Genomic DNA, 16,454 nt, shown 5'->3' on the forward strand with positions numbered 1-16,454 from the left:
CGGCTACTTTAGGACAATTCCCACAGTGCAGCCAGCGTACGGCAAATGCGCTGCTCTAGTACGGGTATCCGCACCGGTATAGAACGGCCAAATCGTGACCGATCGTTCACTTTCGACCTTTGACATCAGCGTTTCTTGTCTATATTTTTTCGTTTCTGAATAAATGGTGCACTTTTACGGTGCGATTACTCCATCTGCCTGGGGTCAACGGGGATAGACTCCGGGCTTTGCTGTCGAGCGCCACGCGCCTCACAACAAAACAAAAACGAGGTCATACATGACGACTGCTCTACGCCAACCCACGCTCTCCAGCCAGTGTCTGGCCGAATTCCTCGGCACCGCCCTGCTGATCTTCTTCGGTACCGGTTGCGTCGCCGCGCTCAAGGTCGCCGGCGCCAGCTTCGGCCTGTGGGAAATCAGCATCATCTGGGGCGTGGGAGTAAGCATGGCGATCTACTTCACCGCCGGCATTTCCGGCGCACACCTGAACCCGGCGGTGAGCATTGCCCTCACCCTGTTCGCCGGTTTCGACAAGCGCAAACTGCCCTTCTACATGCTGGCCCAAGTGTGTGGCGCATTCTGCGGCGCGGCGCTGGTCTATACGCTGTACAGCAACCTGTTCTTCGATTTCGAACAAGCCCACGCCATGTTGCGCGGTAGCGAAGCCAGCCTGGAACTGGCTTCGGTGTTCTCCACCTACCCGCACCCGTCGCTGTCCACGGGCCAGGCGTTCCTGGTCGAAGTGGTCATCACCGCCATTCTGATGGCCGTGATCATGGCCCTGACCGATGACAACAATGGCCTGCCCCGAGGTGCCATTGCCCCGCTGCTGATCGGCCTGCTGATCGCCGTGATCGGCAGTGCCATGGGCCCGCTGACCGGCTTTGCCATGAACCCGGCTCGCGATTTCGGGCCAAAACTCATGGCGTTCCTGGCCGGATGGGGTGAAATCGCCTTCACTGGCGGTCGGGACGTGCCTTACTTCCTGGTTCCGGTGTTCGCACCGATCCTTGGCGCCTGCCTGGGTGCAGCGACTTATCGCGGCCTGATCGCTCGCAACCTGCCAACGGCAGCCGCCGTGAACCCTGAGACAAATGACAATCGCCAGGGCGATACTCAAGTCAATTGATGCCGGCATCACGCCCAGCCCTGAACCCCTATTTTCGCAAGGCTACGACCATGACAGACACCCAGGATAAGAACTACATCATCGCCCTGGACCAGGGCACCACCAGTTCTCGGGCCATCATCTTCGACCGCGACGCCAATGTGGTGGGTACCTCCCAGCGCGAATTCGCCCAGCATTACCCGCAGGCGGGCTGGGTCGAGCACGACCCGATGGAAATCTTCGCCACGCAGAGCGCGACCATGGTCGAGGCCTTGGCCCAAGCGGGCATCAGCCACGCCCAGGTGGCCGCACTGGGCATCACCAACCAGCGCGAAACAACCGTGGTGTGGGACAAGGAAACCGGCCGCCCGGTGTACAACGCCATCGTCTGGCAGTGCCGCCGCAGTACCGAAATCTGCGCCCAACTCAAGCGTGACGGCCATGAAGACTACATTCGCGAAACCACCGGCCTGGTCACCGACCCGTACTTCTCCGGCACCAAGCTGAAGTGGATTCTCGACAATGTCGAGGGCGCTCGCGAACGCGCCGAGCGTGGTGAGCTGCTGTTCGGCACCATCGATACCTGGCTGATCTGGAAGTTCTCCGGCGGCAAGGTGCATGTCACCGACTACACCAACGCCTCGCGCACCCTGATGTTCAACATCCACAGCCTGCAGTGGGACGACAAGCTGCTGGAAATACTTGGCATCCCGCGGCAGATGCTGCCCGAGGTGCGCTCGTCTTCCGAAGTGTATGGCCACACCAAGAGCGGCATCGCCATTGCCGGTATCGCTGGCGACCAGCAGTCGGCGCTGTTCGGCCAGATGTGCGTAGAGCCGGGCCAGGCCAAGAACACTTATGGCACCGGCTGCTTCCTGCTGATGAACACCGGCGACCAGGCAGTAAAGTCGTCCCACGGCCTGCTCACCACCATCGCCTGCGGCCCGCGTGGCGAAGTGGCCTATGCGCTGGAAGGCGCGGTGTTTAACGGTGGCTCCACCGTGCAGTGGCTGCGTGACGAGCTGAAAATCATCAACGATGCACTGGATACCGAGTACTTCGCCAGCAAGGTCAAGGACAGCAACGGCGTGTACCTGGTGCCAGCGTTCACCGGCCTGGGTGCGCCGTACTGGGACCCGTATGCCCGTGGCGCGTTGTTCGGCCTGACCCGTGGCGTGAAGGTGGACCACATCATCCGTGCCGCGCTGGAGTCGATCGCCTACCAGACCCGCGACGTGCTCGACGCGATGCAGCAGGACTGCGGCCAGCGCCTCTGCGAGCTGCGGGTAGACGGCGGCGCGGTAGCCAACAACTTCCTCATGCAGTTCCAGGCCGACATCCTCGGCACCTGTGTGGAGCGCCCAAAAATGCGCGAAACCACAGCCCTGGGCGCCGCCTACCTGGCGGGCCTGGCCTGCGGTTTCTGGAGCGGCCTGGACGAGCTGCGCGACAAGGCGATCATCGAGCGCGAGTTCAGCCCGCAGTTGGATGAGGCACAGAAAGAGAAGCTGTATGCCGGCTGGAAGAAAGCCGTCGAGCGTACCCGCGACTGGGAAGACCACGAGGCTTGATGCCTGCCTGACAGGCGCTGCACTACCTGGGGGAGCGGCCTTGTGTCGCGCAAGGGCGCTCCCCCCAACCACCGCGCTAATGCGTCATCGTCTACTGGCTGTAGTCCGCGTCCTACGGCATCATTGCAGCATTTGTCCGGCAGCCCCAAAGGACCGCCCATGAATCTGCCCCCCCGCCAACAACAAATCCTCGAACTGGTGCGCGAGCGCGGCTACGTCAGTATCGAAGAAATGGCGCAGCTGTTCGCCGTCACACCGCAAACCATCCGTCGTGATATCAACCAGTTGGCCGAGCTCAATCTGCTGCGCCGTTACCACGGTGGCGCGGCCTATGACTCGAGCATCGAGAACACCGCCTACGCCATGCGCGCCGACCAGATGCGCGACGAAAAGCAACGCATCGCCGAAGCCGTGGCCCGGCAGATCCCCGATCATGCCTCGCTATTCATCAATATCGGCACCACCACCGAATCCATCGCCCGGGCGCTGCTCAACCACAACCATCTGAAGGTCATTACCAACAACCTGCACGTTGCCGCGATCCTTGCCGCCAAAGATGACTTCGAAGTACTGGTGGCAGGCGGCACGGTACGCCGCGATGGTGGCGTGGTGGGCCAGGCCAGTGTCGACTTCATCAACCAGTTCAAGGTCGATTTCGCATTGGTGGGTATCAGCGGCATCGACGAAGACGGCAGCCTGCTCGACTTCGACTACCAGGAGGTGCGGGTTTCGCAGGCAATCATCGCCAACGCCCGGCAGGTAGTCCTGGCTGCCGACTCCAGCAAGTTCGGGCGCAACGCCATGGTGCGCCTGGGCTCGATCAGCCTGGTCGATTGCCTGGTGACCGACCAAGTGCCAACGCCTGCTCTTACCCAGTTGCTGAACCAGTACAAGATTCGGCTTGAGGTGGTTTGAATAGTTGGGGCGGCGGCGGGCGCAAGGCGCATGCCTTGAGCCTTTGCAGCGTCTGAGAGATCGCGCGCCGCCCGCGCGGCGCTCGATCTCACAGGCGCCACACCTCTCAAAATGATCGCACTGATCCCCCCCTCGACCCGATCAACCCAACCACCCAAAATTTTCGTAAATGTTCACTTCCCTGTCATCTGATCAGTTTTTTCTATAAAGACTGACTGGCGAGCGGCGTTCTGTTGCGCTAGTATTTTCGCAAACGAACATCAATGTTCATATTCGATTAGAGCACCCTCAGGAGGCCACGCCCGTGTCCCAGCCCGTTACGTCCCAGCCGCCACTCGCCGACTGCTATGACCTCGCCGTGATCGGCGGCGGCATCAATGGCGTGGGTATCGCTGCCGACGCCGCCGGCCGCGGCCTCAAGGTCTTCCTCTGCGAAAAAGACGACCTCGCCCAGCACACCTCGTCGGCCAGCAGCAAATTGATCCATGGCGGCCTGCGCTACCTGGAACATTATGAATTCCGCCTGGTGCGCGAAGCGCTGGCCGAGCGAGAAGTACTGCTTGCCAAAGCCCCACATATCGTCAAGCCAATGCGCTTCGTGCTGCCGCACCGCCCGCACCTGCGCCCGGCCTGGATGATCCGTGCTGGCCTGTTCTTGTATGACCACCTGGGCAAGCGCAAACGCCTGGGCGCTTCGCGCAGCCTGCGTTTCGGCCCAGGCTACCCGCTCAAGCCGGCGATCACCCGCGGCTTTGAATACGCCGACTGCGCCGTGGACGACGCCCGCCTGGTGGTGCTCAACGCGATGGCCGCCCGCGAGCATGGCGCGCACATCCGCACCCGTACCCGCTGCCTGCGCGCCGAGCGCGTAGTTGGCCTGTGGCAGGTTGAGTTGCAGCATGCCGACGGCAGCTTGCAGAGCATTCGCGCCCGCGCGCTGGTCAACGCCGCTGGCCCCTGGGTCGCCAGCTTCATCAAGGACGACCTCAAGCTCGATGCGCCTTACGGCATTCGCCTGATCCAGGGCAGCCACCTCATCGTGCCGCGCCTTTACGAAGGCGACCACGCCTATATCCTGCAGAACGAAGACCAGCGCATCGTCTTCTGCATCCCGTACCTGGGCCGCTTCACTTTGATTGGCACTACCGATCGCGAGTACAGTGGCGACCCGGCCAAGGTAGCGATCACCGAGCAGGAAACCGACTACCTGCTGAAGGTGGTGAACGAGCATTTCAATCATCAGTTGAGCCGCAGCGATATCCTGCACACCTATTCGGGCGTTCGCCCATTGTGCAACGACGAGTCGGACAACCCGTCCGCAGTCACCCGCGACTACACCCTGGCCTTGTCAGCAGGCCAAGGCCAAGCGCCCCTGCTGTCCGTGTTCGGCGGCAAACTCACCACCTACCGCAAGCTGGCCGAATCGGCAATGGGCGAACTCAAGCCGTTCTTTAGCCAGATGCAACCCAGCTGGACCGCCCAGGCGCCCCTGCCCGGCGGGGAGAACATGAGCACTGTTCAGGCGTTGGTAGATGCAGTGCTGGCGCGCAATGGCTGGTTGCCGGTGGACATCGCCAAACGCTGGGCGATGACCTACGGTAGCCGCGTATGGCAATTGCTGGAAAACGTGCAAGGCCCCGAAGGCCTTGGGCAAGCCCTGGGCGGTGGCCTCTTCACGCGTGAGGTGGATTACCTGGCCAACGCAGAATGGGCTGTTACCGCCGAGGATATTCTGTGGCGCCGCACCAAACTTGGCCTGTTCACCAGCGCCAGCGAACAACAAGCACTGGTCGACTACCTGCAGCAACGGCAAGCCAACCAGGCTGCTACGCGTGCAGCCTGATTGAGATACGGGGCAGCGCCTACCTAGCCGGGGAACCTCGTCCACGCCTCCTCGGCCAAGGTTCTTAACAGCTGTTGTTCTGCAGATTCCAACGCCTGCATCAGCTCGCTCGCATGTTGCAGGTATGCCTGTTCTGTACCGCTTGCAGCTTGCACTTCGTATTCAGCCAGGCGTTGGTGAAACGGCGCAGCAAGGGCCTCGAAGCGTTCGGCGTAGCGCTGCCTGGCAAACCGTGCCCAGAAGGGCCGGTCGGCCAGCGTCTGTTGATTACCCTGTGGCGTTTCGGCCAGCAAAACCTCCGTCATGGCTTTCGCCAAGTCAGCCTCCTTGACGTTGGCAAACGAAGCGTAATGCATTTCGTCTGGCTGTATGGGCAACTCCAGCGCTTGCGCCAGCCTGTTTCGGTAGATCAGCCGCACTTCGATTTCATCGACCTGGCCTGGGGCTGTGACACGCATGCGCTGTACGTGCCGGGCTGCGATTGCGTCCACCAGGTCCAGCCGATATAACTGCCGCCCCAGGCGAACCAGGCTCTGCTCGGCCACTGCCGCAGGCACCCCACTGATCCCCTGCTGAACCAGTACGCCCGTCTCCAGCTGGTTCAATATCCAGAGCAGGCGATCCTCACAACTGCGCAGACCTCCCGCCTCACGAAAAATCTGATCACGTAGCACTTCGTTATGCTCGCAAGCATCGAGAACGCGCCATACCCGACGGCGAAAATGCCCAGGATGCTCCTGGAAATCCTCGCTATAGCTAAGATCGGCCAGGAAGCGGAACAGGTCGGCAGAGCCCGTTTGCTGCCGCAATCGGTCCCAACTTGCTTCGCGCTGCCTGCGCAGGGTCACGTCACGCGTCTCAGTCCAAAGGTCACGCACAGCACTGCTCGCCTCGCGGTGCTTATAGGATGAACTGCCCCTCGCGCCAGCCACAGCGCCGACGCGTGTACCGTCCAGTTGCTGGTGACCTGCGCTGTCGAGGGGGTTGTCATGCAAGTCCACTCGTGCCAGGCGCGAGCTTAGCCCGCTCACTTCCTGGCGCAATTCCCGGATGCGGTTCTCGCGTGCGTCGATCAACGATCGCCAGGATGCACGTTCAAGTAGCTCGCTGACATCCGCCAAATGGGTGCCGCGCAAACTCAGGTGCCGAACATGACGCAGGCCCGATAAGTCCGGCGCTTCCAGGAGCGGGTTGAAGCTCAACTCCATGCTTTCCAGCAGCGAAAGCTGGGCGAAGCGACGATTCGCCTCGGCATCGATGGCGATCTGGTTGTTGGACAGATTGACGCGCCTGAGCTGGGTGAGTGTTTCGATGCCAGCCGGCATCTGAGCCAGGCGGTTGTCGCTCAAGTCCAACTCGACCAGGTTAGGAAAACGCCGGAGAAAATCCTCGCTCACGGTTTGCAGCCCCATGTTGCGCAGAACCAGCCGGCGTATGTGGGCGTAAGCTACGCCTGCTGGCAGCGTCGGCAACTCGCCGACATGCTCGCCATCAATTACCAGCTCATATTCGTCATTGCTATCGACCAGCTTGCGGCGCCAACTCCGACGCAAGGTTTCAGCAACACGGCGCCGTCTGATGGCTTCGGCCGGGGTGCGCCATTGCGACTGCCAGTCACCCAGCGCCTGGCGCAGTTCGGCCAGTTGCTGCTGCAGGCTCAGGTAGTGGTCCCACAGGCTCACTCCCTGTGCCCGCACAGCATTGAGGTAAGCCTGCAACTGCAGGTCAGTGAGTGTTGGGAATATCTGGTGGATACCGCGCCTAATGGCCTGGTGACTACTTTCGCCGCCGCCACTGAACGTGTAAGCCAAGCGCCCGTCCGCAAAACGCAAGGGCGGGCGCACACCCGCACCTACCGGCGCCAGACCGATCAGCCGGGCCGCCTGCTCTCGGTCCGCACGGGCAGCATCGATCAAGGCGCTACGTAGCTGTTTGGCGCTCAGGTTGCGGTTACCCAACGCCGCCTTCTGTTCATCATCCAGGCACTTCAACACAACTTGAAGCAGTGGCTCGCCGACATTGGCAGGTAACGAGCCATCCGCCGCAACCAGCGAGTAGCCCTGCTCGTTTCGCACGATAACCCTCGCCGTCCCCGCCGGCGCGACCTCGCTTGCATACAGCAACGCACCCTCAGGGCTGCCGGAGCGCAGTTGCACCGGCGAAGAACCAGGCCAGGGCGTCTTCTGTGCGATCAGCTTAAGGGCCAGTATTTCGCTGTCTGCATTGGTCATGCCTTGCAAGCGAATGCCCAGACATGCCTGGTCAATCCGGCTGTCCCGCAAATGCCAGCGCGCCCGCTCCGCCACGCTCAATGGCAACTGCCCGGTGCTGCGAAGGCTTTCGAGCTGCGTGCTGCTGGTGTGCCGGATGATCTCCTCAGCTGCCCGGGGGGTAAGCCCCTTGAAGGCCTTGATCAGCAACGCCTGGTCTGCCGTGGGCGATGGGCGCAGGCTGGCCAGCTTGACTTCGAATGATGCCCCCTTCAGCTTAGGCTCGGCCCGGTGCAGCGCTATGCGCTCATGCATATCAACCAGCCGCGCAGGCGCTGCCGCCTGCTCAACGCACAGGCGGCGCAACTGCTCAGGGTTGCAACCGGTCACGGCCAGCAGTGTCTGGGCATCATCCGACAGGATATCTGCGAACAGTTCAGGGTGCAGGGCTTGCGCCAGCACCGTGACATTTTCCTCAACGTGCAGCTGTTCGAGGGTGCGCACTAGCTTGATCTTGTCCGCAGAAACCACTTTGGGGCTGAGGCCATCGACAAACCTAACTCGCCGCACCACCCCAAGCGCTGCCCCGGTGACACCCGCAAGGGCAATGCTTTGCGCTACACCCAACACATGATCAAGCGCCCCTTGGCGGTCACCCAGTTGCCAGTCTTCATACCCTTCGTAGATCTCATCAAAAACCTGCACGGCGTTGACCACCAGGAGAACAGCGCCCAGGCCCGGCAAGAAAAAAGAAGCCACCGTCAGCAAATCGAGCCCTGCCGACAGCAGGCTCTGCAAGCGCTCCTGCCGGGCCAGATGGCCTTCCTGGTCCGTCGGCACGGCGATGAAACGTGCATCATCGAAGATCTTCCTGACCTGTTGCGCTCGGACATGAGCGAACAGGTTGCCCTCGATAGGCAAGTTCCGCCCATCCAACTGCACCGTTGCGCCGGCCGCTGAAGCCTTGAGCAACGATGCCAGGGCCTGATCGAACGACGCTCGGTCCTGTACCTTGACGAAAACACTGAAAAACCGGCGAAACGCAGGTTGTCGCAAGCGGAGCGCAATACCGTCGTACAAAGCCGCCCATGAATCGTAATGCCAGAGGGTTTGCTGTGGGTCCGAGGGAAGCCACAGAATCACCTCATCGATCTCATCACTGCCTGCGGGCCGCCACTCCAGGGTGACGGCGCCGATCATGCATTTGCCGAGCAGATAGAGCTGGCGTGAAATCAATGTACCTTTGGCGGGCTCGGGTTGACCGTTGAACCACGCTAGCAATCGCTGTAGGTCCGACTCGTCTATCTCGCCCTTGAACCTCGACTCGTAAACCGAGGCTTGCATACGGCTTTGAAGACACCCTTCGAACAGTTGCTCGACGGCCCTGCGCGCCTGCCCTTCAGGCTGCCCGCGGCCAGACTTTGGCAGCAGTACCTTGTTGAGCAAAGCCTGATAGCCGGCACCGATGTCGAGACTGCGGCACAGGCTGGCGAAACGTTCGAACTGCAGGGTCAAGCGCGCCCCTTGAGGCCCTTCCAGGTGGGCCTGGCGCAGCGACCACAGGCGGGTCTCATGCTCGTGAAAGTTGTGCATTGCAGCAGCTAGCAGGCTGTGCCGGGAGTGGTAGGTCACACTCGGCCTGTAGAGTTTTTCTGCAGCCGATGGAAACTTGAACTCCTCTTTGGTCACCACAAATGCGTGCCGTGGGTCGAGTTGATGCAGGCCGACTCCGGAAAGCGCTTTTTCAAGCAGAGGCGCGGCATACGCCTCGATCGAAGGAATGCCATCGAGCAAGTGGCGCAAGCGTTCGACACTCGCTTGCTGCGCCTGCACGGCGTCCTGATAACCCTGTAGATGCTGCGCCTTCGCCCGGGTCAACCATTCGGGTAGCTGTCGTTCGATCACGTGATCGACAGAGGCGGTGTCAAACCTGTCAGTTGTTGGCATAGCAGTGGTCTCCGGTGGGTAAAGAACCAGAAGAACATTCACGCTATTGGCCAACGCGGTACTTAAAGCAGGCCAAGCAAGTTATGGATCAATCTGTTCGGGTTTCCGAACACGAAACAGGCATTCGTTCGGAAACCCGGAGTGGTTACTGCAGGTTTCCAGGTTCAAAAAAGTTTAATACTCCCGGTTTTCGTGACGTTATGATCGATATCAGAGCTTGGCACGACTCATGCTCTACACTTGGTAGCCGAATGCACTCGCTTCTTGCGGTATTCGTTGAACGAAAGAGTCCGCCAACGGCTCCATAAAAAAAACAAACACGTCGAGGAAAATTTGATGCGCATCGTTCGTCAATTGCTGGGCGCCGCCATCGCGGCCGCTGTGATCGCTTCGCCGGCCATGGCCGAAGAACTGACCGGCACCCTGAAGAAGATCAAGGATTCGGGCACCATCACCCTGGGCCACCGCGACTCCTCCATCCCGTTTTCCTACCTGGCCGGCAAACCCGAGCCCGTGGGCTACTCGCATGACATCCAGTTGGCTGTCGTCGACGCTTTGAAAAAGCAACTGGGTACGGACATCAAGGTCCGTTACAACCTGGTCACCTCCCAAACCCGTATCCCGCTGGTGCAGAACGGCACCGTCGACCTGGAGTGCGGCTCCACCACCAACAACGTCGAGCGTCAGCAACAAGTCGGCTTCTCGGTGGGCATCTTCGAAGTGGGTACGCGCCTGTTGACCAAGGTCAAGGACGGTCAGCCCGCGTACAAAGACTTCCCAGACCTGGCCGGCAAGAACGTAGTGACCACTGCCGGTACCACCTCCGAGCGCATCCTCAAGGCGATGAACGCCGACAAGCAGATGAAGATGAACGTGATTTCCGCCAAGGACCACGGTGAAGCCTTCAACATGCTCGAAAGCGGCCGCGCCGTGGCCTTCATGATGGACGACGCCCTGCTCGCCGGCGAAATGGCCAAGGCGCGCAAGCCAGCCGACTGGGTCATCACCGGTACCCCACAGTCGTACGAAATCTATGGCTGCATGGTGCGCAAGGATGACGCGGCCTTCAAGAAAGCGGTCGATGACGCCATCGTCGGTTACTTCAAGTCAGGCGAAGTCAACAAGAGCTACGACAAGTGGTTCCAACAGCCGATCCCACCAAAGGGCCTGAACCTGCAGTTCCCAATGAGCGACGAGCTGAAGAAACTGATCGCCGAGCCGACCGACAAGGCGGCGGACGAGAAGAAGTCCTGACTCTCAGATAGTGGCCTGGTGCTCGCGAGCACCAATCAATTCTGCAGGCCACTCATTAGTGTCTAACCTTTCATCCGAGGGCGCCCTGCGCCCCCGGATGCTCGAAGGTGCCCGTGAAACAATCGTCTGAGGGGAAATCCCGATGAATTACAACTGGGACTGGGGCGTGTTCTTCAAGTCCACCGGCGTGGGCAGCGAAACCTATCTGGACTGGTACGTCACCGGTTTGGGCTGGACCATCGCCATCGCCATTTCCGCCTGGATCATCGCCTTGCTGCTGGGCTCGGTGCTCGGTGTCATGCGCACCGTGCCGAACCGTGTGGTGTCGGGCATCGCCACCGCCTACGTGGAGCTGTTCCGCAACGTACCGCTGCTGGTGCAGCTGTTCATTTGGTACTTCCTGGTACCAGACCTGCTGCCTGAGGGCCTGCAGGAATGGTTCAAGCAAGACCTCAACCCGACCACCTCGGCACTGATCAGCGTGGTCATCTGCCTGGGCCTGTTCACCGCCGCGCGTGTTTGCGAACAGGTGCGTACCGGCATCCAGGCGCTGCCCCGCGGCCAAGAATCGGCCGCCCGCGCAATGGGCTTCAGCCTGTCGCAGATCTACACCAACGTACTGCTGCCGCAGGCCTACCGGATCATCATTCCGCCGCTCACGTCAGAATTTTTGAACGTGTTCAAGAACTCCTCAGTAGCGTCGCTGATCGGCCTGATGGAGCTGCTGGCACAAACCAAACAGACCGCCGAGTTTTCGGCCAACCTGTTCGAAGCCTTCACCTTGGCCACACTGATCTACTTCACCCTGAACATGGGTTTGATGCTGCTGATGCGCATGATCGAGAAGAAAGTCGCAGTGCCTGGCCTGATTTCCGTGGGGGGCAAATAAATGGAAATGGATTTCAGCGAAATCATCCCGGCATTGCCCGCCTTGTGGGACGGCATGCTGCTGACCTTGCAATTGATGCTCATGGGCGTGGTGGGCGGTATTGCACTGGGTACCATCCTGGCCCTGATGCGCCTGTCATCGAGCAAGCTGCTATCGCGGGTAGCCGGCGCCTACGTCAACTACTTCCGCTCGATCCCGCTGCTGCTGGTCATCACCTGGTTCTACCTGGCGGTACCGTTCGTGCTGCGCTGGATCACCGGCGAGGACACCCCGGTGGGTGCCTTCACCTCGTGCGTGGTGGCGTTCATGATGTTCGAGGCCGCCTACTTCTGCGAAATCGTCCGCGCCGGCGTGCAGTCGATCTCCAAGGGCCAGATGGGCGCCGCCCAGGCGTTGGGCATGACCTACGGCCAGACCATGCGCCTGATCATCCTGCCCCAGGCCTTCCGCAAAATGACCCCGCTGCTGCTGCAGCAGAGCATCATCCTGTTCCAGGACACCTCGCTGGTGTACACCGTGGGCCTGGTCGACTTCCTCAACTCTGCACGGTCCAACGGCGACATCATCGGGCGCTCGCATGAGTTCCTGATCTTCGCCGGTGTCGTGTACTTCATCATCAGCTTCTCCGCTTCGTGGCTGGTCAAGCGCCTGCAAAAAAGGATCACCGTATGATTTCCATCAAGAACGTCAACAAGTGGTACGGCGACTTCCAGGTGCTGACCGATTGCACCACCGAGGTGAAGAAGGGTGAAGTGGTGGTGGTGTGCGGCCCATCGGGTTCGGGCAAATCCACCCTGATCAAGTGCGTCAACGCCCTGGAGCCGTTCCAGAAAGGTGACATCGTGGTCGACGGCACCTCGATCGCCGACCCCAAGACCAACCTGCCCAAGCTGCGCTCGCGGGTAGGCATGGTGTTCCAGCACTTCGAACTGTTCCCGCACCTGTCCATCACCGAGAACCTGACCATCGCCCAGCGCAAGGTGCTGGGCCGCAGCGAGGCAGAAGCGACCAAGAAGGGCCTGGCCCTGCTCGATCGTGTTGGCCTCAGTGCGCACGCCAAGAAGCATCCCGGCCAGTTGTCCGGTGGCCAGCAGCAACGCGTGGCCATCGCCCGTGCCCTGTCGATGGACCCGATCGTCATGCTGTTCGACGAGCCGACCTCGGCCCTGGACCCGGAAATGGTCAACGAAGTTCTGGACGTGATGGTCGAGCTGGCCCACGAAGGCATGACCATGATGTGCGTCACCCACGAAATGGGTTTTGCCCGCAAAGTGGCCAACCGCGTGATTTTCATGGACAAGGGCAACATCATCGAGGACTGCCAGAAGGAAGCCTTCTTCGGCGACCCTACGGCACGCCACGAACGTACCCAGCACTTCCTCAGCAAGATCCTGCAACACTGATGTTGCATCACTGAATCGGTCGGCGCCGCTGCCCTTTCGGGCAGCTGGCGCTGGTCGTGACAAGGCCACTGTGATGAAATGCGACCCTTCGCTTCTTCTCCCTGCCAAGCCTGCCGTGAATTCCCGTCTGCTCCGCCAGTTGCTATTGCCGCCCCTGATCATCCTGCTGATGGTTGGCCTGGGCGTGGTTGGCTACTTGGTCAGCGAAAGCAACGGCATCCGCGCCCTCAGCGAAAACGGCGAGCGCCAGCTGGAGCTGCATGCGCGCACGGTCGAAAGCGAGATCAGCAAGTACACCTACCTGCCGAGCCTGCTAGAGCTGGAAGACAGCGTCTCGCACCTGCTTACCGACCCTGACGGCGGCTCACGGCAAACCGTCAACGAATACCTCGAGGGCCTCAACCGGCGCAGCCGCAGCCGGGCCATCTTCGTTCTCGACACCAATGGCCGGGTACAGGCCACCAGTAACTGGCGCGATGCCGATTCTTTCCTGGGTGAAGACCTGTCGTTCCGTGCTTACTTCCAAACTGCCGTGCGCGGTGAGCCCGGGCGCTTCTACGGCATTGGCAGCACCACCGGTGAGGCCGGTTACTATCTGGCCCACGGCCTGGAAGAACACGGCAAGATCATTGGCGTGGCGGTAATCAAGGTGCGCCTGGATACCCTTGAGGAGCGCTGGCAGCGTGCCCGCCTGGAGGCGTTCGTCAGTGACGAAAACGGCATCATCATCCTGTCCAGCGACCCGGCCCGGCGCTTGAAGTCGGTGCGCCCGCTCACCCCGCAAACCAAGGAACGCCTAGCACGCAGCCTGCAGTATTACTGGTGGCCGTTGAACGAGTTGCAGCCACTGGCCCGGGAAACCTTGGCCGACGGCGTGGAGAAACTGACCTTTCCGGCCAACCGGGAGACCGCGAAGGGCAAGACCCACGAAGTGGCTTACCTGGCCCAAACCCGGCGCCTGGTCGACACCCCTTGGCATTTCACCCTGCTAACCCCGCTGCAGGACCTGCGCCGCGAATCCATGGTGCAAGGCATCCTGGTGGGCGTGGCCTTCGCCTTGCTGGCAATTCTCGGCATTGCCTGGAACGAGCGGCGCAAAGTCATCGCCACCCGCCTTGCGGCCCGCGAGGCCCTGGAAGAAGCCAACAGCCAGCTGGAACGGCGTATTGCCGAACGCACCGCCGACCTGCGTGCCAGCAACGAACGCCTCAAAGGCCAGATCCGCGAGCGTCGGCATGCCGAGCAGACCCTACGCCATGCCCAGGACGAACTGGTGCAGGCCGGCAAGCTCGCCGCCATCGGGCAGATGTCCACCAGCATCGCCCACGAGCTGAACCAGCCGCTGGCCGCGTTGCGCACGTTGTCCGGTAACACCGTGCGCTTCCTCGAACGCGGGGCACTGGAAACCGCCAGCACCAACCTGCGCACCATGAACGACCTGATCGACCGCATGGGCCGCATTACCGCCAGCCTGCGCTCGTTTGCCCGACGCGGCGACGACAGCGGCCAGGCCTCGCTGGGCAAAGCGGTGGAGGCCAGCTTGCAGGTGCTAGCCAACCGCATCAGTGGTTGTAACCTGCAACTGCACAACCGGTTCGAAGACCAGCAGTTGGCTATCGACCAGACCCGCCTGGAGCAGATCCTGGTCAACCTGATCGGCAACGCCCTGGATGCCATGGCAGCGCAACCGTTGCCAGAACTGTGGCTGGAGGGCGAACTGCAAGGCGACAAGTACCGTTTGCAGGTGCGCGACAATGGCCACGGTATCGACGCCGAGGCGCGCAAGCACCTGTTCGAACCTTTCTTTACCACCAAACCGGGCGAACACGGCCTGGGCCTGGGCTTGACCCTGTCGGCGAGCCTTGCTGCCGCCGCCAAGGGCAGCCTCAACGTCGAGCACCCCGCCACTGGCGGCACGGCCTTCGTCCTGGCCCTGCCGCTGGTTACTCCCCCTAGCGAATCGGCAGAGCACCCATGAACCAAGCGCCTCTTACCGTCCTGATCGTCGAAGACGACCCGCATGTGCTGCTCGGCTGCCAACAGGCCCTGGCGCTGGAAGACATTGCCTGCGAAGGTGTTGGCAGCGCCGAGCAGGCGTTGGAGCGCATCGGCGACGACTTCGCCGGCATCGTCGTCAGTGATATTCGCCTGCCGGGCATCGATGGCCTGGAGCTACTCAACCGCCTCAAGGCCCGCGACCGCAGCCTGCCGGTGGTGCTGATCACCGGCCACGGCGATATCGACATGGCCGTCGGCGCCATGCGCAATGGCGCCTACGACTTCATGGAAAAGCCATTTTCCCCGGAACGCCTGGTCGATGTGGTACGCCGCGCCCTGGAACAGCGCGGCTTGGCCCGCGAAGTGGTTGCCCTGCGCCGGCAACTGGCCGAGCAGAGCAGCCTGGAAGGCCGCATCATCGGCCGCTCGCGGGCTATGGAGCAATTGCGCGAACTAATCGCCAACGTCGCCGACACCTCGGCCAACGTGCTGATCGAAGGCGAGACCGGCACCGGCAAGGAACTGGTCGCCCGCTGCCTGCATGACTTCAGCCGCCGCCAGGGCCAACCGTTCGTGGCGCTGAATTGTGGTGGCCTGCCGGAAAACCTGTTCGAAAGCGAGATATTCGGCCACGAGGCCAACGCTTTTACCGGTGCCGGCAAACGCCGCATCGGCAAGATCGAACACGCCAACGGCGGCACGCTGTTTCTCGACGAAGTGGAGAGCATGCCAATCAACCTGCAGATCAAGCTGCTGCGTGTGCTGCAGGAGCGCACCCTGGAGCGGCTGGGCTCGAACCAGAGCATTGCGGTGGACTGCCGGGTAATCGCTGCGACCAAGTCCGATCTGGATGCCATGGGCCAGAGCGGCCAGTTCCGCAGTGACTTGTACTACCGGCTGAACGTGGTGACCCTGGAGCTGCCGCCGCTGCGTGAGCGCCGCGAAGACATCCTGCAACTGTTCGAACACTTCCTGCAGCAGTCGGCACTGCGTTTCGACCGGGAAACACCGACACTGGACAGCCAGACCCTGTCGCGCCTCATGGCTCACGACTGGCCGGGCAACGTACGTGAGTTGCGCAACGTTGCCGAACGCTATGCCCTCGGCCTGCCAGCCTTCAAAAAAGGCCCCAGCGGCGCTGCCAGCCAGGGCCTGGGTTTTGCCGAAGCGGTAGAAGCGTTCGAACGCAACCTGCTCAGCGATGCCCTGCAGCGCACTGGTGGCAACCTGAGCCAAGCGAGCCAGGAGCTGGGCATGGCCAAGACCACGCTGTTCGACAAAGTGAAAAAATACGGCCTCGGCTGACCTCAACCCCA

The 16,454-nt window shown here is 61.4% G+C and carries 11 protein-coding genes; 10 read left to right on the forward strand and 1 reads right to left on the reverse strand.

The annotated features are described in order from the left end of the window. Positions 1-277 precede the first annotated feature (277 nt). The 4 genes from DV532_RS19685 to glpD all read left to right on the forward strand — a co-directional run bounded on the left by DV532_RS19685 (position 278) and on the right by glpD (position 5,437). On the forward strand, positions 278-1,129 hold the full coding sequence (locus DV532_RS19685; RefSeq protein ID WP_056802120.1) for an MIP/aquaporin family protein: 852 nt from the start codon (positions 278-280) through the stop codon (positions 1,127-1,129). 50 nt (positions 1,130-1,179) lie between these two features. Continuing rightward, positions 1,180-2,679: a glycerol kinase GlpK gene (gene glpK / locus DV532_RS19690; RefSeq protein ID WP_056802118.1), complete on the forward strand. Its 1,500-nt coding sequence runs from the start codon at positions 1,180-1,182 to the stop codon at positions 2,677-2,679. 159 nt (positions 2,680-2,838) lie between these two features. Beyond that, positions 2,839-3,594, forward strand: coding sequence for a DNA-binding transcriptional repressor GlpR (gene glpR / locus DV532_RS19695; protein WP_056802116.1), 756 nt, complete (start codon positions 2,839-2,841; stop codon positions 3,592-3,594). A 304-nt stretch (positions 3,595-3,898) separates the two neighbouring features. Then, complete coding sequence (gene glpD, locus DV532_RS19700) at positions 3,899-5,437, forward strand: glycerol-3-phosphate dehydrogenase (RefSeq protein ID WP_056802115.1); 1,539 nt, start codon at positions 3,899-3,901, stop codon at positions 5,435-5,437. Between the two features lie 23 nt (positions 5,438-5,460). On the opposite strand, the gene DV532_RS19705 is transcribed toward glpD, so the two are convergent. Continuing rightward, a complete protein-coding gene (locus tag DV532_RS19705; RefSeq protein WP_056802113.1) occupies positions 5,461-9,594 on the reverse strand; it encodes an NEL-type E3 ubiquitin ligase domain-containing protein in 4,134 nt (1,377 codons plus the stop codon). Between the two features lie 336 nt (positions 9,595-9,930). On the opposite strand from DV532_RS19705, the gene DV532_RS19710 reads away from it, so the two are divergent. From DV532_RS19710 to DV532_RS19735, 6 genes are all read left to right on the forward strand, one after another. After that, on the forward strand, positions 9,931-10,848 hold the full coding sequence (locus DV532_RS19710; protein ID WP_056802111.1) for a glutamate/aspartate ABC transporter substrate-binding protein: 918 nt from the start codon (positions 9,931-9,933) through the stop codon (positions 10,846-10,848). A 142-nt stretch (positions 10,849-10,990) separates the two neighbouring features. Further along, complete coding sequence (locus tag DV532_RS19715) at positions 10,991-11,737, forward strand: amino acid ABC transporter permease (RefSeq protein ID WP_056802109.1); 747 nt, start codon at positions 10,991-10,993, stop codon at positions 11,735-11,737. After that, positions 11,738-12,409, forward strand: coding sequence for an amino acid ABC transporter permease (locus tag DV532_RS19720; RefSeq protein WP_056802107.1), 672 nt, complete (start codon positions 11,738-11,740; stop codon positions 12,407-12,409). It abuts the gene before it with no gap. Next, complete coding sequence (locus DV532_RS19725; RefSeq protein ID WP_056802105.1) at positions 12,406-13,140, forward strand: amino acid ABC transporter ATP-binding protein; 735 nt, start codon at positions 12,406-12,408, stop codon at positions 13,138-13,140. The genes DV532_RS19720 and DV532_RS19725 overlap by 4 nt, the downstream gene beginning before the upstream one ends. Before the next feature lie 73 nt (positions 13,141-13,213). Further along, positions 13,214-15,118 (forward strand): ATP-binding protein, encoded by a 1,905-nt coding sequence (locus tag DV532_RS19730; RefSeq protein ID WP_056802103.1) that lies wholly within the window; start codon positions 13,214-13,216, stop codon positions 15,116-15,118. Next, complete coding sequence (locus tag DV532_RS19735; protein ID WP_056802101.1) at positions 15,115-16,443, forward strand: sigma-54 dependent transcriptional regulator; 1,329 nt, start codon at positions 15,115-15,117, stop codon at positions 16,441-16,443. The genes DV532_RS19730 and DV532_RS19735 overlap by 4 nt, the downstream gene beginning before the upstream one ends. The last annotated feature ends 11 nt before the right edge of the window (positions 16,444-16,454 follow it).

Source organism: Pseudomonas sp. Leaf58, assembly GCF_003627215.1.
GTDB lineage: Bacteria > Pseudomonadota > Gammaproteobacteria > Pseudomonadales > Pseudomonadaceae > Aquipseudomonas.